Origin of the sequence: Marichromatium sp. PS1 (assembly GCF_041155115.1) — a bacterium.
Lineage (GTDB): Bacteria > Pseudomonadota > Gammaproteobacteria > Chromatiales > Chromatiaceae > Marichromatium > Marichromatium gracile.
Map to the genome: position 1 here is coordinate 49,589 of NZ_BAAFHB010000005.1, position 25,354 is coordinate 74,942.

Sequence of the window (25,354 nt, forward strand, 5' to 3'; positions counted from 1 at the left end):
AAAGCCCATGAACCTCAAGCCGACGGATCTCTTCGCCGCCCTGGCCAACGACACCCGACTGCGTTGCCTGGTGCTGTTGCGCGAACAGGGCGAGCTGTGCGTCTGCGAGCTGACCCACGCCACCGGCTCGGCGCAGCCACACGTCTCGCGCCACCTCGCCCAGCTGCGCGAGCTGGGGCTGGTCGCCGACCGGCGCGCCGGGCTCTGGGTCTACTACCGCGTCCACCCGGCGCTCCCCGACTGGGCGTGCCGGGTGCTCGACGAGACCGCCGCGGCGGTGCGCGGACAGGCTCCCTTCAGCAGTGACGCCGCCAGCCTGGCGAGTATGCCGGGGCGCCCCTCGGCACCGCGCTGCGCCTGACTGGCACCGACAGGCATCGAATCGCCACCGATAGCCACCTCAGTTATCGCAGTCGGGGACGGGCGAGGTTCGCGCCGTAATATACAAAAAACCAAATATATGGTTTTCCATAGATCAAGAAACCGCGATCGCACGCCCCAACCGCCATGACACCCGCCCGACACCGGACATCAAGGATCAGATCGAGGATCCCTGCATGAACGCCACCGCCAAGACCGTGCTCGTGCTCTGTACCGGCAACGCCTGCCGCTCGCAGATGGCCGAGGTGCTGCTCAATCACGATCTCGCCGGTCGGGTGCGCGCGCGCTCCGCCGGCACCCGGCCACAGCCCCGGGTCGCCGCGGGGGCCATCGCCGCGCTCGCCGAGGCCGGGCTGCCGACCGCGGGGCTCCATCCCAAGGCGGTCGACACCCTGCTCGACCTGCCCTTCGACCTGGTGGTCAGCGTCTGCGACAACGCCCGCGAGCAGTGCCCGATCTTCCCGCGCCCGGTTCCCCGGCTCCACCTCCCCTTCCACGACCCCCACGGCGAGCCGCTGGACGCCTTCATCGCCGTCCGCGACCAGATCCGCGCGCGCCTGGTGCCGGCGGTGGCCGAGGCGCTGGGGCTCACCATCACGCCAGCATCGGAGTAAGTCATGTCGGTACAGTGCGAGGTCTCCACCACACAGGCGAGCGGCGCGCCGATGAGCCTCTTTGAGCGCGGTCTGACCCTCTGGGTCGGGCTCTGCATCCTCATCGGCATCGGGCTCGGACAATGGGCGCCGGCGCCCTTCCAGTTTCTCGGCGGACTGGAGGTCGCCCGGGTCAACATCCCGGTGGGTCTGCTGATCTGGGTGATGATCATCCCGATGCTGATGAAGATCGACTTCGGCGCCCTCCATCAGGTGCGCGCGCACTGGCGCGGCATCGGCGTCACCCTGTTCGTCAACTGGACGGTCAAGCCCTTCTCCATGGCGCTGCTCGCCTGGCTGTTCATCCGCGAGCTGTTCGCGCCCTGGCTGCCGGCCGAGCAGCTCGACGCCTATGTCGCCGGGCTCATCCTGCTCGCCGCCGCGCCCTGCACCGCGATGGTCTTCGTGTGGAGCCGGCTGACCGGGGGCGATCCCTACTTCACCCTCTCGCAGGTGGCGCTCAACGACGCCATCATGGTGTTCGCCTTCGCCCCCATCGTCGGGCTGCTGCTGGGGCTGTCGTCGATCCTGGTGCCCTGGGAGACGCTGCTGACCTCGGTGGCGCTCTATATCGTGGTGCCGGTGATCATCGCCCAGTGGTGGCGGCGCCGACTGCTGCGCCACGGCAGCGCGCGTTTCGAGGCCACTCTCGAGACCCTCGGCCACGCCTCGATCCTCGCGCTGCTCGCCACCCTGGTGCTGCTGTTCGCCTTCCAGGGACAGGCGATCATCGACGCGCCGCTGATCATCCTGCTGCTGGCGGTGCCGATCCTCATCCAGGTCTTCTTCAACTCGGCGCTGGCCTACTGGCTCAATCGCGCCGTCGGCGAGCGTCACAGCGTCGCCTGTCCCTCGGCGCTGATCGGCGCCTCCAACTTCTTCGAGCTGGCCGTCGCCGCGGCCATCGCGCTGTTCGGCTTCGAGTCCGGCGCCGCGCTCGCGACCGTGGTCGGGGTGCTGATCGAGGTGCCGGTGATGCTGCTGGTGGTGCGGGTGGTCAACCGCACCCGGGGCTGGTACGAGCGCGGGGCACGGGTGCGGTCGTGACGCCAGCTGCCAGCCGCCAGCCGCCAGCCGCCAGCCGCCAGCCGCCAGCCGCCAGCCGCCAGCCGCCAGCCGCCAGCGACCAGCTTATAGCCTGCGGTGGCGGGACTGGCGCGCATGACCGACGACGACGGACAAGCGGGTCCTGGTGGTTCCTTTCTTCACATTCAGAGACAGGCATGAACATCTCTCCCCATATCCATCCCCACCGCTCACCGGGAGCAGGCACCCATGTTTGAGCAACTCGGTGATCTGGTCGCCTTCGGCCTGCTCGGGCTGGAGCCGGCCTCGCGCGGCGGCGCGGCGGTGCAGTTCTTCGTCATGGACGTGGCCAAGATCTTCGTCCTGCTGGTGTTGGTGATCTATGTCATGGGGCTGTTGCGCGCCATGTTGTCCCCGGAGCGGGTGCGCGCCTTCGTGCGCGGCCGACCGGACTGGCAGGCGCGCGGCATGGCCGTCACCCTGGGCGCGGTGACGCCCTTCTGCTCGTGCTCGTCGGTGCCGCTGTTCATCGGCTTCGTCGAGGCCGGCATCCCGCTCGGGGTGACCTTCTCCTTTCTCATCGCCAGCCCGATGATCAACGAGGTCGCCGCCGTCATCCTGGTCGGCGTCCTGGGCTGGAAGCTCGCGGCGCTCTATGTGCTCGCCGGGCTGCTCGTGGCCTGGTTCGGCGGCCTCGCCATGCAGGCCTTCCGGCCCGAACGCTGGGTCGAGGACTATGTGTGGAAAATCCGCATGGGCGAGACGGCCAGGGCCGAGCCCGATACCAGCCTGCGCGGGCGTCACCGCTACGCGCTCGGCGAGGTACGCGAGATCGTCGGGCGGATCTGGCGCTGGGTGCTGCTCGGCATCGGTGTCGGCGCTCTCTTCCACGGCTTCGTCCCCGCCGGCTGGGTGACCGAGCACCTCGGCGGGGACGACTGGTTCAGTGTGCCGGCGGCGGTGCTGCTGGGCATCCCGCTCTATGCCAACGCCACCGGCGTCATCCCGGTGGCCGAGGCGATGCTGACCAAGGGCGTGGCGATCGGCACCACCCTGGCACTGATGATGAGTGTTGCGGCGCTGTCGCTGCCGGAGCTGCTGATCCTGCGCAAGGTCATCCGCTGGCCGGCCCTGGCGCTGTTCGCCACGGTGCTGGCCGTCGCCTTCACCCTGGTCGGGTGGGGCTTCAATCTGATCGCATGAGGAGACACACATGAAGACGTTCAAGGTGCTGGGCGGCGGCTGCCGCAACTGCGAGGTCACGGCCGAGGCGATCGCGCGCGCCGCCGCCGAAGCGGGCGTCGAGATCGCGCTGGAGAAGGTCACCGACATGGCCGAGATCCTCGGCTACGGCGTCATGTCGACGCCCGGCGTGGTGCTCGACGGCGAGGTGGTACACAGCGGCGGCGTACCGCGGGCCGATCAGGTGCGCGCCTGGGTCTCGGGCTGACCGGCCCGGGGCGGCGCGCCGGCGAACATCACTCGATCCTTGCCCGCCGACTTGGCCCGGTACATGGCCGCGTCGGCGAGCTGGAACAGCCCGGTGAGATGGTCGGCGTCGTGCGGATAGAGCGCCACGCCGATGCTCGCCGAGACCCGTTGCCCCTCCCAGTCGCCCGCGGCGATCCGCCGGCGGATGTCCTCGAGGATCGCGCGCGCCGTCTCGGGGTCGGGCAGTTCGCTCAGCAGCAGCCCGAACTCATCGCCGCCGATGCGCCCGGCAAGATCGCCCGAGGTGGTGCGCAACTGCCCCACCAGCACCTCGGCGACGAAGCGCAGTACCGCGTCGCCGGCCAGGTGGCCCTGGGTATCGTTGATCGCCTTGAAGCCGTCGAGATCGATCACGCAGAGCGCGAAACAGCGCCGGTGGCGCGCGGCGCGCTCGATCTCGAGCGTGGCGCGCTCCTCGAAGGCGATGCGGTTGGCCATCCCGGTGAGCGCGTCGGTACGCGCCATCCGCTCGAGCTGAAGCAACTGCGCGCGCCGGTTGTCGTAGAGCGCGACCATCGCCTGCACCGCAGCGGCGAGCACCCCAAGCAACAACAGCCCAAGTAGCCCGATGACCACCGTCGGCGTCATCGCCGCGCGCTCATAGAGCGCACGCGGGACGAAGGCCAGGGTGTACCACTGCAACGGCAGGACCGCCTCGCTCATCGTCGCCCCGCCACCGCAGGGCGCCGAGTGCACCGGATAGTCGACGCGCAGCGGCTCGACGCGGTGAAAGGCGAAGAACCCGGCGGCGGTACGCACCTCGCCCCGATCGACCCGCGCCATCTCTTGCCACACCCGAGGGAAGCGCACCTGCATCCGTTGGCGCGCGCGCTCGGGCAGCATGAACCCCCAGCGCATCTCTGCCTCCGGCGCGAGCAGCCAATACCCCTCGCAGTTGACCAGCATCGGCTGCGTGGGGTTGCCCCGGCCGACATCCTCGAGCCGCTCCAGCAGCCGCCCGGCGAGATAGTGGATGACGACCAGCCCGCGATTGCGCCCGGCGGCGTCGATCACCGGGGTCGCCAGGCGCAGGATCGGCACGAAGGGGCGCGCGATCCGGCCCTCGGCGACGTCGAGGTCCAACGCCGAGACATAGATCTCGTTGGCGTTCAGCGCGAGTGCGGCCGTATCGAACCAGGTCTCCGCGCCGCGTCCGGCGATAATGATCCGCGGCGTGCCCTCGGCGTCGAGTTCGACCCGCACCCGCTCGCGACCGCGCGCGTCGAGCAGACGGATCTGTTGATACAGCCCGGAGTAGCGCAGCCGCGCGGCGTATTCGCGCGCGATGCGATCGAGCAGCGCCTCGTCGCCGCCCTCGAGATAGCGCTGCAGCTCGTTCTGGCGCGAGAGTGTCAGCACATCGGAGACCACATAGTCGAGCTTGTTCTCGAGCAACCGCTCCTGCTCCTCCACGCTGGCGATCGCCGTGGCGTCGAGCTCGCGAGACAGGCTATCGACCTGCCACTGCCACACCAGCACCAACAGCACGACCAGCACCCCGGCGAGCAGCGCGTAGGTCAACAGGAACAGCCACCGCGCCGAGAGCGGCGCGCGTTCGCCGTCGCCGTCGGCGCGGTCGGTGGCGGACTCCGACGTCCGCGGGCTGTGCTGCGCGAATGTCCGCATCGATTCCCCCTCAGCGCGCCGGCGCGCCCTGGTCATGCTCGCCGGCGAGCACGATGCGATTCTTGCCGCGCTCCTTGGCGCGATACATGGCGACATCGGCCGCGCGCAGCAACCCGACCCGGTTGGTGGCATGGTCCGGATAGAGCGCGACGCCGATGCTCGCCGTCACGCCCCAGTCGCCGGCGGCGATGCGACGACAGAGATCGGCAAGGATCGTCTGCACCTGTTCGACCTCCTCGGGGAGTTCGCACAGCAACAGCCCGAACTCATCGCCGCCGAAGCGGCTGGCGAGATCATCGGAGCCGGTGCGCAGATGACGCACGAGGACGGCGGCGACGAAACGCAGCACCTCGTCGCCGACCAGATGCCCCTGGCTGTCGTTGACCGCCTTGAAGCCGTCGAGGTCGAGCAGGCAGAGGGCGAAGCGGCGGTGGTGGCGCGCCGCGCGCGCGATCTCGAGATCGGTGCGCTCCTCGAAGGCGGTGCGATTGGCCAGCCCGGTGAGGGCGTCGGTGCGCGCCTGGCGCTGCAGAAGGTCGATGCGCGCGCGTCGATCGGCGCGCAACGCCACGGTCGCGCGCACCGCCAAGGCCAGGACCAGCAGCAACAGCACGCCCAGCCCGGCGATCACCAGCGTCGGCGTCAGCGCCGCGCGCACATAGCGCTCGCGCGCGATGAAAGCGGCCACGTGCCAGCGCAGCAGGTTCGGCGAGACCGCATCGTCGCGTCGCGCGCACAGCGCCGAGTAGACCGGATAGCTGCTCTGCAGCGGCACCACGTCACGATAGACGAAGGTGCCGTCGGCGGTGCGGATCAACCCGAGCGGGTGATGCTGCATCCGCGCCCAGGCCTCCGGGTAGCGCACCTGCATCCGCTGCTCGGCGCGCCCCTCGACCATGAAACCCCAGGCCATCCCGCGCTGCGGGGCCAGCAGCCAGTAACCGGCGCAGTTGATCAGCATCGGGCGGATGGGACCGGCGCGCCCGAAGTCCTCGAGGCGCTCGAGCAGATGACCGGCGCGATAACTGATGACGATCATCCCGCGACCGCGCCCGGCGCTGTCGAACACCGGGGTCCCCACCCGCAGCAGCGGCAGGAAGGGCAACAGCACCTCGCCGTTCTCGATGCCGAGATCGAGCGGCGAGACATAGAGCTCGCCGGGCTCGAGCCCCAGCGTCGCCTCGACATAGTAACGATCGGCCTTGTCCTGCAGTTCCTCCTCGGGGATGGTCAGGATCTCGCCGGCGAGCGACTCGACACGCACCACCTCGTGCCCGGTCTCGTCGATCAGCCGGATCTTCTGATAGCGCCGGGCATAGTGGATGCGGTTGGTCAGTTCGGCGGCGATCAGCGGCAGCCAGTCGCGGTCGCCGGTATCGAGATAGCGCTGCACGATGTGCTGGCGCGCCAGCGTCAGCGTATCGATCGCGACATGGTCGAGCTTGTTCTCGATCAGCCGCACCAGTTCGTCGACCCCGGCCCGCGCCGTCTCATCGAGCTCGCGGTGCATCTGGCGCACGCTCCACCCCCACACCAGCACCAGCAGTGCCACCAGCCCCAGGGCCAGCGGCAGATACAGCCGCCAGAACCCGCGCCCGCTCATCCGTTCCCCGGAGGCGCGGCGAGAGGCGAGACGACAAGACGATCCCTGCTGACAGACATGCTTGCGACTCCCCTGGCGCCCCGTACTCCGGTCCCGCCGAAACGGTGGTGATCGGCAGTTGATGATGGGGCCGGTTTCGCCGCAGCCAACGCGCGCCGAGGGATGGTCCCGGCGCGCGGGAGACGGGAGATCGCGTCCGACCCCGAGGCCGGGCGCGCGGCACGACGGAAGAGGCCGACGCCAGACGAACAGCGGGCGGACGGCGCCGCGTGGCGCCGTCCGCCCGGGGTCCGATCAGCGGACCCGGCATCGACCGCGTTACTGCGACCCGGTCACCTCGGAGGGATCGGAGGGCGCCTCGATGCAGCGCTGCGGCGCGTCGATCGAGGTGGCGTTCGGGAACATGTCCAGCCACGAGATACGCAGGCTGTAGCCGTGTACCGTGACCGGCACCTCGGGACACTCCCGGGTGATGCGGCTGGCGACCGACTGCAGATCGGCGGAGTCGAACTTGAAATAGGGCGGCGTGAAACCGGCGTCCTCGTTGCGGAAGATCAGCGTCTCGGCCGAATCGGCATAGACGGTCTCGATACGGTACTGGACGTCGCGCCCATCGCCGGTCACGCCGGTGATCTGGACCTCCCAGGAGTCCGGCCCCCAGCGCAGCCAGAGCAGGAAGACCACGATGGCGAGGACGACGGCGCCGCCGATCTTGAGCTTGTTCTTCATGACTCTCTACCCCCTTGTGTCTTGACGCGGATGCGAGACCGCGAATCATCACGGCAAAGCCGTGGACTCGCGGCGTCCGTATAGACTTTGCAATCGCGATGCCAGCCAAAAAAGAGCTCTATCAATCTGATATTCAAAGCATTACCGATCATCGAGCACGTGCGCGAATGACCCACGGGGCAATTGCCCCGACCGCTCCCACGGGCAACGGTGGTTATCCACCTGCCCCGGCCGCCCGACCCTGTCCACACGCGCGACGACGGATCTGGCGCAGTGGCACGACGCGCAGCGGGCGACGTGATGGAGCGACCGGAGACACAAAAAAAGCGAGCCCGTCGAACGGGCTCGCCCGGCATGTCCGCGATGGCGGCACGCCCCGGGCCATCCCTGGCCCGGGCGACGACGATCAGTGCAGCTCGTCGACCTGCTTGATCGCCTCCTCCTTGGTGACGCCGTACTTCTCCTGCAGGCTACCGACGAGCTTGTCGCGTTCGCCATCGATCAGCGCCAGGTCATCGTCGGTCAACTTGCCCCAGCGCACCTTCAGCTCGCCCTTGGCCTGTTCCCAATTGCCACGGATCTGTTCCCAGTTCATGGTCTTCTCCCGACCGGTCACGACCGGTCTCTGGCTGGTGGATGTTCGGTGAGTTCGTCGCTGCTTGCGCGGATGGTCATTCCTCCTCGAAGGACTCGACGGCCTCGTGCCAGGCCTCGCCCAGCGCCTCGTAGGCCTCGGCGAAGCCCTCCTTGATCTCGTCCCAGGCGCTGTCGGAGCTGCTCTCCATGTCCTCGTACCACTCGGCGACCTGGGCGCGACGCTCGCGCAACGCCGTCATGCTCGCCTGCGTCTTCTCGCGGGCGGCCTCGCTCATGTCGTCCCAGTTCTCGTCGAGACGCGCCTGCAAGGCGTCGATGCGCTCGTCGGCGGCCTCCAGCGCCTCCTTGGTCGCCTTCACCGCCGCCTCGCGCTGATCGGCGCCATAGGCCTTGAGCGAGGCGAGCAGATCCTTGGTGTCCTGCTTGATCTCCTCGGCCGGCGGCATCCCGGCCTCGTGCATCATGCCCTTGTCCTCGGACATCTCGGACTCCTGCATCATGCCCTTCTCATCGGACATCTCCGCCTGGGTCATCGCGCTGAGCGAGAACAGGGTGAAGAAGAGTGCGGCGCTGGTGGCGAGAATCGGTTTCATGTCGTGCTCCTCCATGGTGGTCGTGACCGGAAAATGGTGGCGGTTCACGTGGAGATGGCCGCGAGGCTCGCGGGGCATCATCCCTCGGTGGAGAAGTTGCAAAGCCGATGCCAACCCTTCCGGAGCGCGCCATGACGGGGCGCAAGGGCTGACCCCATGCGCGGGTGCCCCGACCGATCGGGGGATAGCCCCCGCCGACGGGGGCATATGCCCCGCCGTCGACGCGGAGCCGAGCGGCTAGAGCAACACCACAGTCGCCAGCCCCAGGAAGGCGAAGAAGCCGACGATATCGGTGACCGTGGTCAGCACCACGCTCCCGGCCAGGGCGGGATCGATGCCGAAACGGCGCATCAGCAGCGGGATGGCGACCCCGGAGAGCGCCGCGCAGAGCAGGTTGAGCAGGATCGCCACGGCGATGATGCCGCCGATCGCCCAGTCGCCGAACCAGAGGATCGCCAGGGCGGCGACCACCAGCGCCCAGAGCAGGCCGTTCAGCAGACCGATCCCGGCCTCCTTCAACAGCAGGATGCGGGTGTTGCCGCCACCGAGTTGCCCCGTCGCCAACCCGCGGATGACCAGGGTCAGCGTCTGGCTGCCGGCGATACCGCCCATGCTGGCGACGATCGGCATCAGCACCGCGAGCGCCACCACCTGTTGCAGGGTGCCCTCGAACAGACCGATGACCCAGGCGGCGAGAAAGGCGGTGATCAGGTTGATGCCGAGCCACACCGCCCGTCGTCGGCTGCTCGCCAGCACCGGGGCGAACATGTCCGTCTCCTCGTCCAGCCCGGCCATGCCCATGATCGCGTGCGCGGCCTGCTCGCGGATGACGTCGACCACGTCATCGACGGTGATGCGCCCGAGCAGGCGTCCGTCGGCATCCACCACCGGCGCCGAGCTGAGGTCTTCCTCCTCGAAGCGGCGCGCCACCGCGTCGCTCGGCTGGTCGGCGGGCACCGGCTCGAAGTCGGTCTCCATCAGCTCCGAGACCAGCGTCTCGGGGCGCGCGGTCAGCACCCGGCGCGTGCGCAGCACGCCCTGATAGTGCTGCTTGCGGTCGATGACGAAGAACTTGTCGGTGTTCGGCGGCAGGTCCTCGCGCAGTCGCAGATAACGCAGCAGGGTACCGACCCGGATGTTGGCGCGCACCGCGATCTGGTCCATGTTCATCAGGCCGCCGGCGCTGTCCTCGGGGTAGGAGAGCATCGACTGCAGGCGCTCGCGCTCGCGCCGGTCCATCGCCTCGAGGATCTGCCGACCGGTGGCCATCGGCAGATCCTGGATGAGGTCGACCAGATCATCTGGCTCGAGGCCGCGCGCGGCCTCGACCAGATGATCCAGATCCATCTCCGCGGCGAGACGGCGGCGCACCTCCTCCTGCAGGTGGCGCAGGACCTTGGCGGTGCGCTCACCGTCGATCATGTCCCAGGCGGCGGCGCGCTCGGTCGCCGGCAGCGACTCCAGCAACCCGGCGATGCGCGCCGGGTGGAGCTTGCGAAACAGCCGCGCGATGCGCTTGAGCTTGCCCTCCTCCAGCGCCTCCAGGACCAGGCGCAACTGGGTCTCCGGCTCGTCCTCGGGCGGGCCGTCGAGGTGTCGCGAGTCGGGGTCGGACTCCGCGGCGGCCTCGATCTCGAGGTCGCGGGCGAGTCGGGCGCGCAGCGTGGCCGAGAGGTGCGCGCGCACCTTGTCCTCGGTGCGCGCCTCGACCTGATGCCAGGCGGCCACCCGCTGCGCCGGGGTGAGCGTCTCGAGCAGGCTGGCGATCTTGGCCGGGTGCATCTTCTTGAGCAGGCGGCGCGCGCGCTTGCCCTGACCCTGCGCGAGCAGCTCACGCAGATGGTCGATCTCGGTGGCGATCAGGTCGTTCGGATCGGGTTGCAGGTCTCGCTTCAAGGGCTTGTTCCATTGCGGCTATCGGGATGGAGGGTCATCGGTCCCCCGCACGAGGGCGGCCGCCCGAGGAGACGGGCGATGGGTTCAGCCGAGGACGATGACGCCGAGACCGATACCGTAGAAGATCAGCACCAACCAGCTCTCGAAGCCGATGTTGCCGATGCCGCTGCGCTCGCGCCGGATCAGTCCGAGCAGCAGCGTGGCGGTCAGCAGAATCGTCTGACTGATGATGAACAGCGGCTGATCCCCGACGGCATGGTAGAGCGATCCCGGCCGATAGGCGATATCGGAGAACGCGAGAAACAGCACATCGAAGGTGTTGCCGCCGATGATGCCGCCGACGGCGAGCGTCAGCGCACCGTGGCGCACGGCGGCGATCGCGGTGACCAGCTCCGGGAGCGAGGTCACCACGGCGGTGAAGAGGACCCCGACCAGGGTCTCCGAGAGCCCGGTCACCCGCACCAGCGCCATCCCCGCGACGCCGACGAGATAGCCCGCGGCGCCGACCAGGATCACCGCCGCGACGAAGCCCGCCCACAACCGGCGTTGCCCCGCCCCATCATCGTCGGACGTCTCCGGGACGTCCTCGCGGGTCTCGCCGGTCTGCACCGGATACCAGGCCGGCTGACCCCGGGCGACGGCGGCCAGGCGCACCCCGAGTGCGTAGAGCGCCAGCAGCAGGAACGAGGCCGGATGGACCCCGAAGAGCGTCACCGGCGGCGCCGTTGCGGCCATCAACGGCACCGCGAGCAGCGCGCAGAGCAGCGCACCGTTGATGAGATTGGGCACCGAGGCGGCGGCGTGCTCGAGATTGGCGCGACGATAGAGGATATCGGCGACGACGAGAAAGGCCGTCTGCGCTGCGATGCCGCCGACGGCGTTGCTGACCGCAAGCTCGGCCTTGCCCGCCGAGGCGACGGTGAGCGAGACGATGATCCCGGGCAGCGAGGTGCTGGCGCCGAGCAGCACCGCGCCGAACACCGCCTCGCCGAGCCCGGTCAGATCGGCGAGACGGTCGGCGAGCCGCGCCATGCGCGTCCCGACCACGGCGATCACCGCCGCGCTCGCGACCAGCACGAGGACGATCAGCGCCAGTGACCAGTGCTCAGCCGAGGGCATCGTCTTCGCGCCTCAACACGCGCCACTCAGTCCGCAGAGGGCGCATCGTCGGGCAGGTGATCGGCCACATAGGCCCCCCGCTCGCCGCGCGGACGCGGCTCGCCCCGGGTGGTGTCGCGCGCGGTCTGGCGCTCGATCTCGGCGTTGAGCTCGGCGCCGAGGATGGTGATCAGCGCCGAGAGATAGAGCCACATCAGCAGCACGATGACCGCGCCGATCGAGCCATAGGTCGCGTTGTAGGTGCCGAAGCGCGAGACATAGACCGAGAACAGGGCCGAGGCGACCAGCCACAGCACCACGGCGAGCGACGAGCCGACCGAGACCCACCGCCAGCGCGCCTGACGGCGTGACGGGCCATAGCGATAGAGGACCGCGAGCAGGGTCAGCGCCAACGCGGCCAGCACCGGCCAGCGCACCAGATTGACGAGCACCTGCGCCAGCGCACCCAGGCCGACATAACGCATCGCGACCGGCACCGCCACGATCAGCGCCAGCACCACGGCGACCAGCAGCACCAGCGAGAAGGTCACGACGAAGGCGGTGAGATTCAGCCGCAGGAAGCCTCGACGCTCGCGCTCGTCGTAGACGATGTTCAGCGCCGCGATCAGCGACCGCGTCGCCCGCGTGGCGCTCCACACCGACAGCAGGATCGCGCCCGCCAGCCCGGCGCCGAGGCTCTGCCCCGAGCCCGATGCAACCTCGCGCATCTGCTGCGAGAGCAGTTGATAGACCTCTGCGGGCAGCACGGCGCTGAGCGCGGAGAACTGCCCCTCGACCTGCGCGGGGTCGGCGACCAGCCCGAACAGGGCGATCAGCGCGGCGATGCCGGGGAACACCGCCAGCAGGCTGTAGAACGCGACCCCGGCGGCGACCAGCGAGACGTTGTCGGCGCCCGCCGCCCGCCAGGCCCGCTTGGCGATCCGGACCCAGCCGCCCGGCGGGATCTCGTTAGGCGCATCGGCCAGGCGACCGATCGCCCGGTCGGCGCGATCATCGACATCCATCACATCCCTCCCCTTGGCCTGGCCGCGCGCGCGGCGCGGCGGCCTCACCCCGGTCACAGCGTCGGCGGCCGACGTCCGAACACGAACAACACCACCGCAAAGACGAGTCCGACGACGAAGAGTATCCAGGCGATACTGGACGCGGTGCCGGCGATACCGGTCAGCCCGAGTGCGCCGGCGATCAACGCCACGATCAGGAAGACGAGCGCGAGTCTGATCATCACAACCTCCTCAGTGACATGAATCCGGTCGACGGGCGCGCGGCGCACGCCGCGCCGCCCGAGGAGGCGATCATCCCTTCTCGTATTCCTCGACCTGACGCTCGGCCTCCTCCTTGGCAAGGCCGTAACGCTCCTGGATCTTGCCGACGAGCTTGTCGCGCTCGCCCTCAATGGCGAGCAGATCGTCATCGGTGAGATCGGCCCAGCGCGCCTTGACGTGCCCCTTCATCTCCGTCCACTTCCCCTTGACCTCGTTCCAGTTCATGCAAGACCTCCAGGTTTCGCGTGATGGCGCGCCCGATCGGCGCGCCTCCAGGCGACCGGGACGCGCTGTCCACGCCCGGCGACGCCTGCTGGTCATCAAGCTTGCAGCCTGCATGCCAGCTTTCGACATCGGCGCCCCGCGCCCGTCATGACCGGGCGCGACGCCACGAACGCACGCCGGCGGCGGCGGGAGATCGCGCGACACTGGTGGATATGGCCAGCCATCTCGGTGGCTGCGGTGGAAAGGCCCCGTCGCCGGGCAAGAGACGCGCGGAGGCGGCGGGGGACGCATCCGACGACGCGGGAGCGGCTCAGCCGCTCCCCTCGGCGCCGGCGGTGTTCGCGGAGACGGCGCCGCGCGGCTCGCCGTCCCTGAGACCGTACTTCTGGATGCGATAGCGCAGGGTCTCGCGGGTGGTGCCGAGGGCGCGCGCGGCGGCGGTGACGTTATAGCCGCTGCGCTCCAGCGCGGTGCGGATGATGTAGCTGTCCATCTCGTCGAGCGCCATGCTGCCATCGAGCGGGATGGTCAGCAGGTCACCGTCGACGCCCGGCGCGGGCGCGTCCTCGGGGTCCGGCACCAGACCGCTGCCGAGCTGCATCCACTCGATCGGGAAGCACTCGCCCCGGGCCAGCAGCACCGCGCGCTCGACGACGTTGCGCAGCTCGCGCACATTGCCCGGCCAGCTGTAGGCGCGCATCCGTTCATAGACCGCCTCCGGGATCTCGCGCACGCGGTTGCCCGAGCGCGCGTTGTACTCGTCGACCAGCGTCGGCACCAGCTCGTGGAGATCGTCGAGGCGCTCGCGCAGCGGCGGCAGGTCGAGCCGGAAGACGCTGAGCCGATGGTAGAGATCGCTGCGGAAGTCGCCATCGCGCACCCGTTGCTCCAGGTTGCGGTTGCTCGCGGCGATCACCTGCACGTCGACGTCGATCGCCTTCTCCGCGCCCAGCCGGCGGACGCGATGGTCCTCCAGCACGGTCAGCAGCTTGGTCTGCAGGTCGAGATCCATCTCGGCGATCTCGTCGAGAAACAGCGTGCCCTCGTTGGCCTGCTCCAGATAGCCGCGATGGCGCCCCTTGGCGCCGGTGAAGGCGCCGGACTCATGGCCGAACAGCTCGGACTCCAGCAGCTCGCGCGGCAGCGCGGCACAGTTGACCTCGATCATCGGACCGTCGGCGCGGGGGCCGGCGTGGTGGAGGATGCGCGCGACCAGCCCCTTGCCGACACCGGTCTCGCCACCGATGACCAGGGCGCTGAAGGGCACCTCGGCGAGGCGCGCGATCATCTCGCGCGTCGCGCGGGTGATCTCGCTGCGGCCGATATAGGACTCGACGCCGTAGCGCCGCCGCCGGTCGCGGCTCTCGCGACTGAGACGGCGCTGCGCCATGGCCGCGCGGCGCGCCCCGGAGACCACCAGCTCAAGCCGGTTCAGCGCGCAGGGCTTCTCGAGGAAGTCGTAGGCCCCCAGGCGCAGCGCCCTGACCGAGTCGGAGACACCGCCGTAGCCGGTCAGCAGGATCCACTCGCCGGCGATCTTCGCCTCACGCACCTCGTCGAGCAGGTCGAGCACGTTGCCGTCGGGCAGGCTCATGTCGGCAAGGGTCACCTGCGGCTCGAGACACTCCTCGAGCAGTCGTCGCCGCGCCTCGCCGAGCGTCGTCGCATGCTCGACGTCCCAGCCCTTGGTGGTGAAATGCCGGGCCAGCTCCTCGCCGAAGGCCGCGTCGTCCTCGATGATCAGCAGCGAATTCCCCATCAGTGTCAGGTCTCCTCGTCAGCGTCGGGATGGAGGCGCGAACACCCTCGGGCATCAAGCCGCACCAGTCTCGATGGCGTGCCACGGCGCGCCAGTGGAGGATCTGGAGACGATCGGTGGCGAATGCACGCCTCGGCAGCGGGGGAATGCGACCGTCTCCCCGGGGCTACTCCAGCAACCGCTTGAGGTCGGCGACGCCGACCGGCTTGAGCAGGTGCGCGTCGAACAGCGCCGCCTCCTCGCCGAGGCTCGACACGCCGTAGCCCGACACCGCCACCAGCCGGAAGGCCCGGCGCTCGGGGCGCTCGGCGAGGCGGCGCGCGACCTCGATGCCGTCGATATCGGGCAGGCCGATGTCCAGCAGGATCAGGTCCGGACGCACCCGGGAGACCGCCTCCAGCGCCTCGGCCCCGCTCGCGCCGCCACTGACCTCGTGGCCGAGCGCGCGCAGCAGCTCGCTCGCCGCCTCGACCACATCGGGGCTGTCATCGACGATCAACACCCGTCTGCCCTCGCCCGGCGCATCGTCCCCCGCCGCAGCGCCGGGCCCCACGTCGGTCTCGGGCGCGGGGCCGGCATCGAGCGGAAAGGTCAGCGTGACACGGGTCCCCTGGCCGGCCCCGTCGCTGTGCAGATCGATGCTGCCGCCGTGCAGCCCGACCAGGTTCTTCACCAGGGTCAGCCCCAACCCGAGGCCGCCCTCCACCCGCGCCAGCGAACGCGGCCCCTGCGTGAAGGGCTCGAACAAGGTGGGGATCGACTCGGGGGGGATGCCCCGCCCGTCGTCCGCGACCGTGACCCTGGCCACCCCGGCGTCCGCGACCAGACCGACGGCGATGCGCCCGGCTCGATCGGTGTACTTGACGGCGTTGTGCAGCACATTGCTCAGCACCTGGACGAGCCGCGTCGCGTCGCCGCGCACCGCCACCGCCCCCGGCGGCAGGTCGAGCGCGAGCGTATGCTCACGCGCGCGCGCCTCGTGCTCGACCACCTCCAGCGCCTCGCGCACCAATCGCCCCAGGTCCTGGCGCGCCATCTTCAGCTCGATCGCGCCGCGGGTGATGCGGGCGACATCGAGCAGATCGTGCACCAGTCGCTCCAGATGATGGGTCTGACGGTCGATCACCCCGAGCGCCCAGTCGAGCGTGGTCTGATCGGTCTCGCCCAGCGCCAGACGGTCCAGCGCGCTGCGCACCGGCGCCAACGGGTTGCGCAGCTCGTGACCGAGCATCGACAGGAACTCGTCCTTGCGCCGGTCGGCCTCGGTGAGCTGCTCGGCCTGGCGGCGCAGGCTCGTCTGCAGCGCCTGCTGGCCGCTGACGTCGAGCGCCAGCGAGAGCACCGAGACCAGCCGACCGTCGGCGTCGCGCAGCACCGAGTTGTGCCACTCGCACCAGATGGTCTCGCCATCCTTGCGGCGGTTGAGATGGAGCGCCTGATTGTGCTCGACCAGCCCGCCGACCAGTGCGCCGACCATGTCCGCGAAGGGCTCGCGCGCCTCGTCGGGGAACAGCCCCAGCCCACGCAGCGACCCGCGCAGCGCCTCGGCCTCGCTCCAGCCGAACACCCGTTCCGCCGCCGTCGACCAGCGCAGCAGGGTGGTATCGGCCGCCCACTCCAGCGAGGCGACCGGGGACTTGTCGACATGCAGCTTGAGCCGCTCCAGGGTCTCGCGGTAACGCCGCTCGGCCCGCGTGGCGCGGGTGACGTCGGCGAGGATGCCGACACAGCCCCCGACCTCGCCGGTCTCGTCGCGCAGGGGCGCGGCCGAGGCGATGAGATGCCTGACCTCACCGTCGGCGAAGTGGAGTTCCTCGTGGAAGTCGTGCACCGGCTCGCCCTCACGCGCCGCGACCTGCATCGGCAGCTCGGCGGTGGTCAGCTCGCGCCCGGCGTGGAAGACGCGAAACGGCAGCGCGGTGGCATCGGGCCCGGACAGCGAGGGGTTGCTGTGCTCGGGCAGGCGCAGGATCTCGGCGCCGGCGCGGTTCATGTCCATGTTGCGGCACTCGAGATCGCGACCGATATAGATCCCCACCGGGGCGGCCTCGAAGACCGCGCGCAGCTCGCCGGCGCGCGCCCGGTTCTCGGCATTGAGTCGGGCGATCTCCTCGGCGTTGCGACGCCGCTCGGTGATGTCGATGACCAGCACGAAGAAGCCGTCGACGGTGCCGTTGTCGCGTCGGTCCGGGATGTACTCGATCTGGCAGCAACGGGTGCCCGCGCCCTGATAGGGCAGCCAGGCGTCGAAGCGACAGACCGAGCCCGCCAGCGCCTGCTCCATGTGGGGACGGACCAGCGCGAAGGCCTCCTCGCCAAGGACATCGACCACCGGTCTGCCGCGGATCTCTGCCGGATCGAGCCCGAACCAGCGGGCATAGGCGGCATTGTTGAAGCGATAGCACAGCGACGCGTCGACCCGCGAGATCAACACCGGCAGCGCATCGGCGAGACGGCACAGGGTATGGTCGCGATCGGCCGGCGCCGCCTCGGCGCACTTGCGCGCGGTGATGTCGGTCCAGGTGATGATGGCCCCGTCGATCTGGCCCGCGCTCGAACGATAGGGCCGTATCCGGCGCAGAGACCAGTGCCCGCCGTCGCCCGGGACCTCGCGCGGCACCACCGGCGTGCCCGCCAGCACCAACGCGGCCTCGTCGACCAGCCCGGCATCCTCCAGGCGCCAGCCGAGGTCCGCCAGCGGGCAACCGGGCTCGACCCCGCCGGGTCGCAGCAGCGTCTCCGTCGCCGGGGTCCAGCGGCGCACGCGCAACCGCGGATCGACGAAGAGCACCGGCACCTCGGTGCCGACCAGGAGGGCGTCGAGCACCTCATTGGCCGTCTCCAGCTCGCGCACCCGGTCCATGAGCCGGGTCAACTCATCGTTGAGCACCTGTCGCCCTGCCCCGGCGGTCTTCAGTTCATCATCGGTGGAGCACCGCTCCCTGGTCATCGACGTCGCCCCCTCGTTGGAGACCCAGAGGTCTGCAGTGGAGGCACCATCTGCCCGGGTTGCTGCGTACAACATGGCGCCACGCCGAGCCCGGCCTCCTCCTATGCGTTCAGGATAACCCCGAGCGGCGTGCCGGGCTCATTCGGAACACCGATCGCCCGCGCAATACAATCCGGTTGATTAAGACAGAGGCGGGAGGCCTGAGGAGGGCTCGGCGCGCCTGAGCCCAGCCGCGGTAACGGCCCAGCGGCCGACCAGACGCTCAGCGGCACGCCGTCGCGGCAAGCTGGCCAGACGCATCATCTCCCCAGACCGGCATCACCGCCCAGTGAACCACCCGTGAGCACCGCGCGCATGGCGCGATCGGCGCCGACATCGAGCTGGCCGATCCGGTCGCGCTCCAGATAGACGGTGAAACCGCCCAACTGATAGCTCATCGGCAGGAACACGGCCACCCGGTCGTCACCGTCATCGGCGCCGGGCAGGACGACGCGCTCCTGCATCACGAAACCGACCAGCAGCATCCCCTGGATGTCGACCGCCACGGGCCGACCCAACCCCTCGTCGCCATCCTTGGCAAAGAATCGCGACACGTCCTTGATGCCCTGGAAGAGGCTCTTCACCAGCGGGATGCGATCGAGCACGCGCTCGGCCAACCTGAGCAGCCAGCGCACCAGGAAGAGGTTGGCGATCAACCCGGCGACGACCGTCAACGCCACGCCGGCGACCAGCCCCATGCCGGGCAGATACCAGCCAGCGGGCATCAGCACACGCACCAGATCCCCCATGAACAGCTCCACCGAGCGCCCGAGCCAGACCAGGAAGGCGATGGTGATGACCAGGGGCGCGAGCAACGCCACCCCCTGCAGGAACCAGTTGCGCAGTCTCTCGAACAGGTTTTTCCGACTCATCTCGACGCTCGCTCCTCCGGGCTCAGTGACTCCGTCATCGGCATCTCTCCTTCGGCATCGTGCGCCGTGATCCGGGCCAGCGGTCCCGGCGCATCCAAGCGGGCGGCCCCCCGCGTCCTCCACACGCAAGCACTGCCGATGCCAGACCGCACCACGGCGACGACCGCGCGCGGCGACGGGCGAGACGGCGAGCGCGCGGCCCGATCACGGCGACCCCGAGCGGGGCATTACAACCGCCCCGGGTTGAATTGCACCGCACGGCGCTGTCGGGCGACACCCGCGCGGCGCCCGTCACCGCCCGGCACGGCGACATGGGCGCACGAGGCGATGGCGCGACGCCTGCTTCGCAGGAGTCGCCGCGCGGATGATGCGGCGCACGATCGACGGGGTCGAGCGCGACAACGGGGTGTTGCATCTGGCGCTCAAGGCACAGGCGCTGCGCGCGGTCGCCTCGCTGGACGACTGAACCGGTCGGCGCGACCGACTACGCCGGCGACGGCGCCAGCGGCAGCTCCAGGGTCGCCGTGTCCTCGGCCAGGTGGAGGGTGCCGCCGCTGTCGCGCGCGGCACGCTCGGCCGCCTGCGCCATCAAGCGCAGATCGGCGCGCTCGACGGGGAGTTCCGCCGCCCGCCCACCCTCGGCGCGCAGCCGCAGCACGAGCCGCCCGGCCACCACCCGACACTCGAGGAGCGGCCGGTGGTCGCGGGCGCCAATGCAATCGGTGCCGATACCGATGAGCCGCAGACAGTGGACCAGCGCCGCCTCGAGGCTGTCGCGCTCGACCTCCACCACCACGCCGACGTCCTCGGCGAGCGGAACGACCCGTCCACCATGGACCCGTATCACCCCGGCGCCCAGGGCCGCGGCATCGAGCCGCTGCGGCGGGCCGTCGCCGAAGCGCGTCGAGCGCACCGAGTCGCTGAGTCCGTCGGAGAGCGTCGCGGCGGCGCCGAGCAGGCGCTGGAGGCGCTCGCGGTGCGCCCGATCCTCGACGAGTTCGAGTTGCAGGGTCTCGGCGACCAGCTTGATCACGCTCAAGGGGGTGCGCATCTTGTGGGCCTGTTGTCGCGCCTGCTCGGCGAGCAGGGAACGGCGTTCCAGATCGGCGAGACGCTCACGCTCGGACTCGAGCGAGGCCCCCGCGGGGGTGTTGGTCTGTGTTGATGACATAACGATCATCGGCATTGGTGGCGCATCACGGTGGTCGGGCCGGATCGGGGCGTCGCACGGCGCCCTGCCCGCGCGGTGCTCGACGGGCTCCGGCCACTTGGCTCATACAAGGTCTTCTGGATTTTTTCTGCAAGGAGCGGGCCGATCCTGGCCGACCCAAGGTGCGCGCGGAACAACGTGGCGGATCGAGCAGGACCAGCCAAGGAATCCGCCGCCGATCGACTCCAGATCGCCGAGCCCATCCCCGGTTCGCCCCTCCTGGATCGGGCGCAGCCGCGTCTTGTGATGGAACGCGGGAATGACCGCGCTCTTGATCAGGAAGGTGACGCCTTGCAGGTCCGGCTGAATCACCGCGGCGGTCGACGGCAGGCGCATCGGCCCACGCAGCGTGCTCGCCAAGGCTCGGTCGGCGGCGGCGTCGATCCTTGGGACGAAAGCCGGGCGGGGCCTCAGCGTCGCCCCCCTTGGTCGCGATGCTTGCGCGCAAGCTCGACGAATGCGCTCAGGTAGCGGGTGTCGGCATCGGCCGCGCGAATACCGAGAAAGATCTGCTTGGCGATCCCCTCCATGCCGAGCCGTACCGCGGTCAGCTCGAGCTTGGGCGCGTACTCATCCACCAGCCAGCGCGGCAGGGCCGCGACACCACGTCCACTGGCGACCATCTGCAGCATGATGTCGGTGGTCTCGATCGGCTTTTGGCGCTTGGGCCGGATGCCGGCCGGCAGCAGGAACCGGGTGTAGATGTCGAGCCGGTCGATGGCGATGGGATAGGTGATCAGGGTCTCGCGGGCGAGCTGCGCGGGCTGCACGAAGGGGGCCGTACGCAGGGCGTGCTGCGGCCCCACCACCAGCACCTGCTCGTAGTCGAGGACCGGCTCGAAGTGCAATCCCGTCTCGTAGAGCGGATCGGGCGTCACCAGCAGATCGATCTCATGCGCGAAGAGCGCGCCGATGCCGCCGAACTGGAATTCCTGCTTGACGTCCACGTCCACGTCCGGCCAGGCGGCCAGGTAGGGCGAGACCACCTTGAGCAGCCACTGGTAGCAGGGGTGGCACTCGATGCCGATGCGAAGCGTCCCGCGCTCGCCCAGGGCGAACTGACGCAGGCGTGCCTCCGCATGGGTGAGCTGCGGCAGCAGACGATCGGCCACCGAGAGCAGATACTCCCCGGCCTGCGTCGGACGCAAGCGGCGCCCCTCCCGGGTCCAGAGCGCCACGCCGAGCTGGTTCTCCAGCTTGCGCACCGCATGGCTCAGGGCCGACTGGGTCAGGTTGAGCTGCTCGGCGGCGGCGGTCAGCGAGCCCTGCTGATCGACGGCGCGAACGATGGCCAGATGGGAGCGCTCGAGTTGTGTCATCGGGGCAATCCATGAGTGATATGCATGCTTAGATGAGAAAATACCATTTTATTTCATGTTTCATGCTGGTGAGAATGGCCACATCCCTTCTCCATCGACCAGGACATTCGACATGGCCATCACTCACAATCTCGGTTTTCCCCGCATCGGCGCCAAGCGTCAGTTGAAGTTCGCGCTCGAGTCCTATTGGAAGGGCCAGTCCTCGATCGAGGACCTCAAGGCCGTCGGCAGCCAGCTCCGCGCGCAGCACTGGGAGGAGCAGACCGGACTGGACCTGGTCCCGGTCGGCGATTTCGCCTTCTACGACCAGATGCTCGACATGAGCTTCACGCTGGGCAACCTGCCCGAGCGCGTGCGCGGTCTCGCCGGCGATGCACTCGACACCTATTTCCGCGTGGCGCGCGGTCGCTCGGCCCCGGCGGTCGAGGAGCAGGCCGGCTGCACCTGCGGCGTCGCCGCCGGTGAGATGACCAAGTGGTTCGACACCAACTATCACTACATCGTCCCCGAGCTGACCGCCGACACCCGGTTCGAGCTCGACGCCTCGCGTCTGCTCGAGCAGTTGGCCGAGGCCAAGGCGCAGGGCGTGCGGGCCAAGCCGGTGGTGATCGGCCCGGTGACCTATCTCGCACTCGGCAAGACCAAGGACGGCTCGGATCCGCTGGCGCTGCTCGAGCGCCTGCTGCCGGTCTACGCCGAGCTGCTGAACACGCTGGCCGAGCACGGCGCCGACTGGGTGCAGATCGATGAGCCCATCCTGGTCACCGAACTCGACGAGCCCTGGCGTCATGCCTTCGAGATCGCCTATCACGAACTCAAGAGCGCGCCGGTCAAGCTGTTGCTGGCGACCTATTTCGGCGAGCTCCAGGAACAGCGCTATCTGGCCGCCAACCTGCCGGTGGCGGGCCTGCACATCGATGTCGTGCGCGGACGCGAGGACCTGGTGCCGCTGCTGAACCTGCTGCCGTCCAGCAAGATCCTGTCGCTCGGGGTGATCGACGGACGCAACATCTGGAAGACCGATCTGAACGCGGTGCTCGAGTGGCTGGAGCCGATCCAGGCGCAGCTCGGCGAGCGTCTGTGGATCGCGCCCTCCTGCTCGCTGCTGCACGTGCCGGTGGACCTCGACAGCGAGCAGAGGCTCGATCCCGAGATCAAGTCCTGGCTCGCCTTCGCCAAGCAAAAGCTCGACGAGCTGCGCATCCTGGCCGGCGCGCTGAACCAGGGGCGTCATACGGTCCAGACCGAGCTGGCCGCCAACCGCGCCGCCATCGCGGCGCGTCGCAGCTCGCCGCGCGTCAACAACCCCGCGGTCAAGGCCGCGCTCGCCAAGATCGACGCCCGGCTCGGAGAGCGCAACAGCCCCTATGCCGAGCGCGCCGCCAAGCAGGCCGAGCGGCTCCAGCTGCCCAAGTTCCCCACCACCACCATCGGCTCCTTCCCGCAGACCGCCGAGATCCGTCAGACCCGCCGTCAGTTCAAGGCCGGTGACATCGAGGAGGCGGCCTACGTCGAGGCGATGCGCGGCGAGATCGCCCGCTGCGTGCGCGAGCAGGAAGCACTGGGGCTGGATGTCTTCGTCCACGGCGAGCCCGAGCGCAACGACATGGTCGAGTACTTCGGCGAGCAGCTCGACGGCTACGCCTTCAGCCAGTTCGGCTGGGTGCAGTCCTACGGCTCGCGCTGCGTCAAGCCGCCGATCCTCTTCGGCGACATCAGCCGTCCCAAGGCGATGACGGTCGACTGGATCACCTACGCCCAGTCGCTGACGACCAAGCCGATGAAGGGCATGCTCACCGGTCCGGTGACCATCCTCAACTGGTCCTTCGTGCGCGACGACCAGCCGCGCTCGGTCACCTGCCGCCAGCTGGCCCTGGCCATCCGCGAGGAGGTGCTGGACCTGGAGCGGGCCGGGGTGCGCGTGATCCAGATCGACGAGGCGGCGCTGCGCGAGGGCCTGCCGCTGCGCAAGTCGCAATGGGATGACTATCTCGGCTGGGCGATCGAGTCCTTCCGCATCACCGCCAACGGCGTCGCGGACGAGACCCAGATCCACACCCACATGTGCTACTCGGAGTTCAACGACATCATCGCCGCGATCGCCGACATGGACGCCGACGCCATCACCATCGAGACCTCGCGCTCGGACATGGAGCTGCTCGACGTCTTCGACGACTTCAAGTACCCGAACGAGATCGGTCCCGGCGTCTACGACATCCACTCGCCCAACATCCCGGCCGAGGAACAGATGGTCGAGCTGATGCGCAAGGCCGCCGAGCGCATCCCGGCCGAGCGTCTCTGGGTGAACCCCGACTGCGGCCTCAAGACCCGCCAGTGGAACGAGGTCATCCCGGCCCTGACCAACATGGTCTCGGCGGCCAAGACCCTGCGGGCGAGCTTGGGCTGATCGTCTTTTTGAACCGCAAAGGCGCGAAGGACGCAAAGAATTGGTAAGGATTTGAAGGAGCATGTCGCCCGGTTCGGGTCTTCAGCTCGGGTGACGGCGCCCATCGACGCGACTCATCCAATCCCTTTGCGCTCTTTGCCCCTTTGCGGTTCCAACTCTTTTCTTCGAACCGCAAAGGCGCGAAGGACGCAAAGAATGAGGAAGGGTTTGAAGGCGCATGTCGTCCGGTTCGAGTCTTCCGCTCGGGTAACAGCACCCATCGACGCGACTCATTCAAATCCCTTTGCGCTCTTTGCCCCTTTGCGGTTCCAACCCTCCCCGAGAACAAACATGTTTGATCGCACCCAATACCGACTCGACCGCATCGACCCGGAGCTCTCCGCCGTCATCGAGCAGGAGAACCGGCGCCAGGAGGATCACATCGAGCTGATCGCCTCGGAGAACTACACCTCTCCGGCGGTGATGGCCGCTCAGGGTTCGCAGCTCACCAACAAGTACGCCGAGGGCTATCCGGGCAAGCGCTATTACGGCGGCTGCGAGCATGTCGACGTCGTCGAGCAGCTCGCGATCGATCGGGTCAAGACCCTGTTCGGCGCCGAGGCGGCCAACGTGCAGCCCAACTCGGGCTCCCAGGCCAACCAGGGCGTGTTCTTCGCGGTGCTCAAGCCCGGCGACACCATCATGGGCATGAGCCTGGCCGAAGGCGGGCACCTGACCCACGGCATGGCGCTCAACATGAGCGGCAAGTGGTTCCGGGTGGTGAGCTACGGTCTCAACGCCGAGGAGGACATCGACTACGAGGCGCTTGAGCAAAAGGCGCGCGAGCACACACCCAAGCTCATCATCGCCGGCGCCTCGGCCTTCGCCCTGCGCATCGACTTCGCGCGCATCGCCCGCGTGGCCCGCGAGATCGGCGCCTATTTCATGGTCGACATGGCCCACTACGCGGGGCTGATCGCCGCCGGCGTCTATCCGAACCCGGTGCCGCACGCCGACTTCGTCACCACCACCACGCACAAGAGCCTGCGCGGCCCGCGCGGCGGCGTCATCCTGATGCGCGAGGCGCACGCCAAGGCCATCAACTCGGCCATCTTCCCCGGCATCCAGGGCGGCCCGCTGATGCACGTCATCGCCGGCAAGGCGGTCGCCTTCAAGGAGGCGATGACGCCCGAGTTCAAGACCTATCAGCAGCAGGTCGTGACCAACGCCGCCGTACTCGCCGAGACCCTGATCGCGCGCGGCCTGCGCATCGTCTCCGGGCGCACCGAGAGCCATCTGATGCTCGTCGACCTGCGTGCCAAGGGCCTCACCGGCAAGGAGGCCGAGCGGCTGCTCGGCGAGGCGCACATCACGGTCAACAAGAACGCCATCCCCAACGATCCCGAAAAGCCCTTCGTCACCTCGGGCATCCGCATCGGCACCCCGGCCATGACCACGCGCGGGTTCGGCGCGGAAGAGGCCAGGCTCGTCGGCAACCTGATCGCCGACGTGCTCGATGCACCGCAGGACGCCGCGGTCATCGCCCAGGTACGCGAGCGGGTGTCGGGACTGACCGAGCGGTTCCCGGTCTATCGCTAGCGACCCATCGAGCCGG

At 69.0% G+C, this 25,354-nt stretch carries 23 protein-coding genes; 7 read left to right on the plus strand and 16 right to left on the minus strand.

Annotation, left to right across the window (positions count from 1 at the left end; all coding sequences use genetic code 11):
- Window positions 1-7: 7 nt before the first annotated feature.
- The 5 genes from ACAM26_RS12580 to ACAM26_RS12600 all read left to right on the plus strand — a co-directional run bounded on the left by ACAM26_RS12580 (window position 8) and on the right by ACAM26_RS12600 (window position 3,510).
- On the plus strand, window positions 8-361 hold the full coding sequence (locus ACAM26_RS12580; RefSeq protein WP_062271342.1) for a metalloregulator ArsR/SmtB family transcription factor: 354 nt from the start codon (window positions 8-10) through the stop codon (window positions 359-361).
- 196 nt (window positions 362-557) lie between these two features.
- Entirely contained in the window at window positions 558-995 is a 438-nt protein-coding gene (locus tag ACAM26_RS12585) for an arsenate reductase ArsC (RefSeq protein WP_369613811.1), read from the plus strand.
- A gap of 3 nt (window positions 996-998) precedes the next feature.
- The gene (gene arsB / locus ACAM26_RS12590; RefSeq protein ID WP_369613812.1) at window positions 999-2,081 is read left to right on the plus strand and encodes an ACR3 family arsenite efflux transporter; all 1,083 of its coding nucleotides are present in this window, start codon (window positions 999-1,001) and stop codon (window positions 2,079-2,081) included.
- Between the two features lie 228 nt (window positions 2,082-2,309).
- Window positions 2,310-3,263, plus strand: a complete 954-nt coding sequence (locus tag ACAM26_RS12595) for a permease (RefSeq protein ID WP_369613813.1) — start codon at window positions 2,310-2,312, stop codon at window positions 3,261-3,263.
- 10 nt (window positions 3,264-3,273) lie between these two features.
- Window positions 3,274-3,510 (plus strand): thioredoxin family protein, encoded by a 237-nt coding sequence (locus ACAM26_RS12600; RefSeq protein ID WP_123140502.1) that lies wholly within the window; start codon window positions 3,274-3,276, stop codon window positions 3,508-3,510.
- On the opposite strand, the gene ACAM26_RS12605 is transcribed toward ACAM26_RS12600, so the two are convergent.
- From ACAM26_RS12605 to ACAM26_RS12680, 16 genes are all read right to left on the minus strand, one after another.
- Window positions 3,483-5,177, minus strand: coding sequence for a diguanylate cyclase (locus ACAM26_RS12605; RefSeq protein ID WP_369613814.1), 1,695 nt, complete (start codon window positions 5,175-5,177; stop codon window positions 3,483-3,485). The genes ACAM26_RS12600 and ACAM26_RS12605 overlap by 28 nt on opposite strands.
- Before the next feature lie 10 nt (window positions 5,178-5,187).
- Window positions 5,188-6,780: a diguanylate cyclase gene (locus ACAM26_RS12610; RefSeq protein WP_369613815.1), complete on the minus strand. Its 1,593-nt coding sequence runs from the start codon at window positions 6,778-6,780 to the stop codon at window positions 5,188-5,190.
- Window positions 6,781-7,098: 318 nt separating this feature from the next.
- Window positions 7,099-7,509: a DUF1523 family protein gene (locus tag ACAM26_RS12615; RefSeq protein WP_123140500.1), complete on the minus strand. Its 411-nt coding sequence runs from the start codon at window positions 7,507-7,509 to the stop codon at window positions 7,099-7,101.
- Between the two features lie 406 nt (window positions 7,510-7,915).
- Window positions 7,916-8,104, minus strand: a complete 189-nt coding sequence (locus ACAM26_RS12620) for a CsbD family protein (protein ID WP_123140532.1) — start codon at window positions 8,102-8,104, stop codon at window positions 7,916-7,918.
- Window positions 8,105-8,180: 76 nt separating this feature from the next.
- The gene (locus tag ACAM26_RS12625) at window positions 8,181-8,699 is read right to left on the minus strand and encodes a hypothetical protein (RefSeq protein ID WP_132230189.1); all 519 of its coding nucleotides are present in this window, start codon (window positions 8,697-8,699) and stop codon (window positions 8,181-8,183) included.
- A 237-nt stretch (window positions 8,700-8,936) separates the two neighbouring features.
- Window positions 8,937-10,595 (minus strand): magnesium transporter, encoded by a 1,659-nt coding sequence (gene mgtE / locus ACAM26_RS12630; RefSeq protein WP_123141981.1) that lies wholly within the window; start codon window positions 10,593-10,595, stop codon window positions 8,937-8,939.
- A gap of 84 nt (window positions 10,596-10,679) precedes the next feature.
- Window positions 10,680-11,714 carry a sodium:calcium antiporter gene (locus ACAM26_RS12635; RefSeq protein WP_234524789.1) on the minus strand — a complete coding sequence of 345 codons (1,035 nt, stop codon included), beginning with the start codon at window positions 11,712-11,714 and terminating at the stop codon, window positions 10,680-10,682.
- Between the two features lie 26 nt (window positions 11,715-11,740).
- Entirely contained in the window at window positions 11,741-12,718 is a 978-nt protein-coding gene (locus ACAM26_RS12640) for a YihY/virulence factor BrkB family protein (protein WP_123140496.1), read from the minus strand.
- A gap of 53 nt (window positions 12,719-12,771) precedes the next feature.
- The gene (locus tag ACAM26_RS12645) at window positions 12,772-12,939 is read right to left on the minus strand and encodes a DUF1328 domain-containing protein (protein ID WP_123140495.1); all 168 of its coding nucleotides are present in this window, start codon (window positions 12,937-12,939) and stop codon (window positions 12,772-12,774) included.
- Window positions 12,940-13,009: 70 nt separating this feature from the next.
- Window positions 13,010-13,204, minus strand: coding sequence for a CsbD family protein (locus ACAM26_RS12650; protein ID WP_123140494.1), 195 nt, complete (start codon window positions 13,202-13,204; stop codon window positions 13,010-13,012).
- 310 nt (window positions 13,205-13,514) lie between these two features.
- Window positions 13,515-14,963: a sigma-54-dependent transcriptional regulator gene (locus tag ACAM26_RS12655; protein ID WP_369613816.1), complete on the minus strand. Its 1,449-nt coding sequence runs from the start codon at window positions 14,961-14,963 to the stop codon at window positions 13,515-13,517.
- Window positions 14,964-15,129: 166 nt separating this feature from the next.
- The gene (locus ACAM26_RS12660) at window positions 15,130-17,913 is read right to left on the minus strand and encodes a PAS domain-containing protein (RefSeq protein ID WP_369613817.1); all 2,784 of its coding nucleotides are present in this window, start codon (window positions 17,911-17,913) and stop codon (window positions 15,130-15,132) included.
- A 299-nt stretch (window positions 17,914-18,212) separates the two neighbouring features.
- Window positions 18,213-18,824, minus strand: a complete 612-nt coding sequence (locus ACAM26_RS12665; protein ID WP_132230197.1) for a DUF502 domain-containing protein — start codon at window positions 18,822-18,824, stop codon at window positions 18,213-18,215.
- Between the two features lie 484 nt (window positions 18,825-19,308).
- The gene (locus ACAM26_RS12670; RefSeq protein WP_123141975.1) at window positions 19,309-19,995 is read right to left on the minus strand and encodes a hypothetical protein; all 687 of its coding nucleotides are present in this window, start codon (window positions 19,993-19,995) and stop codon (window positions 19,309-19,311) included.
- 102 nt (window positions 19,996-20,097) lie between these two features.
- The gene (locus ACAM26_RS12675; RefSeq protein ID WP_132230199.1) at window positions 20,098-20,394 is read right to left on the minus strand and encodes a hypothetical protein; all 297 of its coding nucleotides are present in this window, start codon (window positions 20,392-20,394) and stop codon (window positions 20,098-20,100) included.
- A 50-nt stretch (window positions 20,395-20,444) separates the two neighbouring features.
- Window positions 20,445-21,353, minus strand: a complete 909-nt coding sequence (locus ACAM26_RS12680; protein WP_062271381.1) for a LysR family transcriptional regulator — start codon at window positions 21,351-21,353, stop codon at window positions 20,445-20,447.
- A gap of 112 nt (window positions 21,354-21,465) precedes the next feature.
- Here ACAM26_RS12680 and metE point away from each other — a divergent pair, with 112 nt between their 5' ends.
- Both metE and glyA read left to right on the plus strand, forming a co-directional pair.
- The gene (gene metE, locus ACAM26_RS12685; protein WP_369613818.1) at window positions 21,466-23,760 is read left to right on the plus strand and encodes a 5-methyltetrahydropteroyltriglutamate--homocysteine S-methyltransferase; all 2,295 of its coding nucleotides are present in this window, start codon (window positions 21,466-21,468) and stop codon (window positions 23,758-23,760) included.
- A 330-nt stretch (window positions 23,761-24,090) separates the two neighbouring features.
- Window positions 24,091-25,338, plus strand: coding sequence for a serine hydroxymethyltransferase (gene glyA / locus ACAM26_RS12690; protein WP_369613819.1), 1,248 nt, complete (start codon window positions 24,091-24,093; stop codon window positions 25,336-25,338).
- The last annotated feature ends 16 nt before the right edge of the window (window positions 25,339-25,354 follow it).

Excerpts from the sequence above, each read along its gene's own strand:
- ACAM26_RS12635 (WP_234524789.1), bottom strand. The coding sequence starts at position 11,714 with ATGCCCTCGGCTGAGCACTGGTCACTGGCGCTGATCGTCCTCGTGCTG.
- ACAM26_RS12680 (WP_062271381.1), bottom strand. The coding sequence starts at position 21,353 with ATGACACAACTCGAGCGCTCCCATCTGGCCATCGTTCGCGCCGTCGAT.
- ACAM26_RS12655 (WP_369613816.1), bottom strand. The coding sequence starts at position 14,963 with ATGGGGAATTCGCTGCTGATCATCGAGGACGACGCGGCCTTCGGCGAG.
- ACAM26_RS12580 (WP_062271342.1), top strand. The coding sequence starts at position 8 with ATGAACCTCAAGCCGACGGATCTCTTCGCCGCCCTGGCCAACGACACC.
- ACAM26_RS12600 (WP_123140502.1), top strand. The coding sequence starts at position 3,274 with ATGAAGACGTTCAAGGTGCTGGGCGGCGGCTGCCGCAACTGCGAGGTC.
- ACAM26_RS12595 (WP_369613813.1), top strand. The coding sequence starts at position 2,310 with ATGTTTGAGCAACTCGGTGATCTGGTCGCCTTCGGCCTGCTCGGGCTG.
- ACAM26_RS12615 (WP_123140500.1), bottom strand. The coding sequence starts at position 7,509 with ATGAAGAACAAGCTCAAGATCGGCGGCGCCGTCGTCCTCGCCATCGTG.
- ACAM26_RS12610 (WP_369613815.1), bottom strand. The coding sequence starts at position 6,780 with ATGAGCGGGCGCGGGTTCTGGCGGCTGTATCTGCCGCTGGCCCTGGGG.
- ACAM26_RS12605 (WP_369613814.1), bottom strand. The coding sequence starts at position 5,177 with ATGCGGACATTCGCGCAGCACAGCCCGCGGACGTCGGAGTCCGCCACC.
- ACAM26_RS12650 (WP_123140494.1), bottom strand. The coding sequence starts at position 13,204 with ATGAACTGGAACGAGGTCAAGGGGAAGTGGACGGAGATGAAGGGGCAC.
- ACAM26_RS12625 (WP_132230189.1), bottom strand. The coding sequence starts at position 8,699 with ATGAAACCGATTCTCGCCACCAGCGCCGCACTCTTCTTCACCCTGTTC.
- glyA (WP_369613819.1), top strand. The coding sequence starts at position 24,091 with ATGTTTGATCGCACCCAATACCGACTCGACCGCATCGACCCGGAGCTC.
- arsB (WP_369613812.1), top strand. The coding sequence starts at position 999 with ATGTCGGTACAGTGCGAGGTCTCCACCACACAGGCGAGCGGCGCGCCG.
- ACAM26_RS12640 (WP_123140496.1), bottom strand. The coding sequence starts at position 12,718 with ATGGATGTCGATGATCGCGCCGACCGGGCGATCGGTCGCCTGGCCGAT.
- metE (WP_369613818.1), top strand. The coding sequence starts at position 21,466 with ATGGCCATCACTCACAATCTCGGTTTTCCCCGCATCGGCGCCAAGCGT.
- ACAM26_RS12645 (WP_123140495.1), bottom strand. The coding sequence starts at position 12,939 with ATGATCAGACTCGCGCTCGTCTTCCTGATCGTGGCGTTGATCGCCGGC.
- ACAM26_RS12670 (WP_123141975.1), bottom strand. The coding sequence starts at position 19,995 with ATGTCATCAACACAGACCAACACCCCCGCGGGGGCCTCGCTCGAGTCC.
- ACAM26_RS12660 (WP_369613817.1), bottom strand. The coding sequence starts at position 17,913 with ATGACCAGGGAGCGGTGCTCCACCGATGATGAACTGAAGACCGCCGGG.
- ACAM26_RS12665 (WP_132230197.1), bottom strand. The coding sequence starts at position 18,824 with ATGAGTCGGAAAAACCTGTTCGAGAGACTGCGCAACTGGTTCCTGCAG.
- ACAM26_RS12620 (WP_123140532.1), bottom strand. The coding sequence starts at position 8,104 with ATGAACTGGGAACAGATCCGTGGCAATTGGGAACAGGCCAAGGGCGAG.
- ACAM26_RS12585 (WP_369613811.1), top strand. The coding sequence starts at position 558 with ATGAACGCCACCGCCAAGACCGTGCTCGTGCTCTGTACCGGCAACGCC.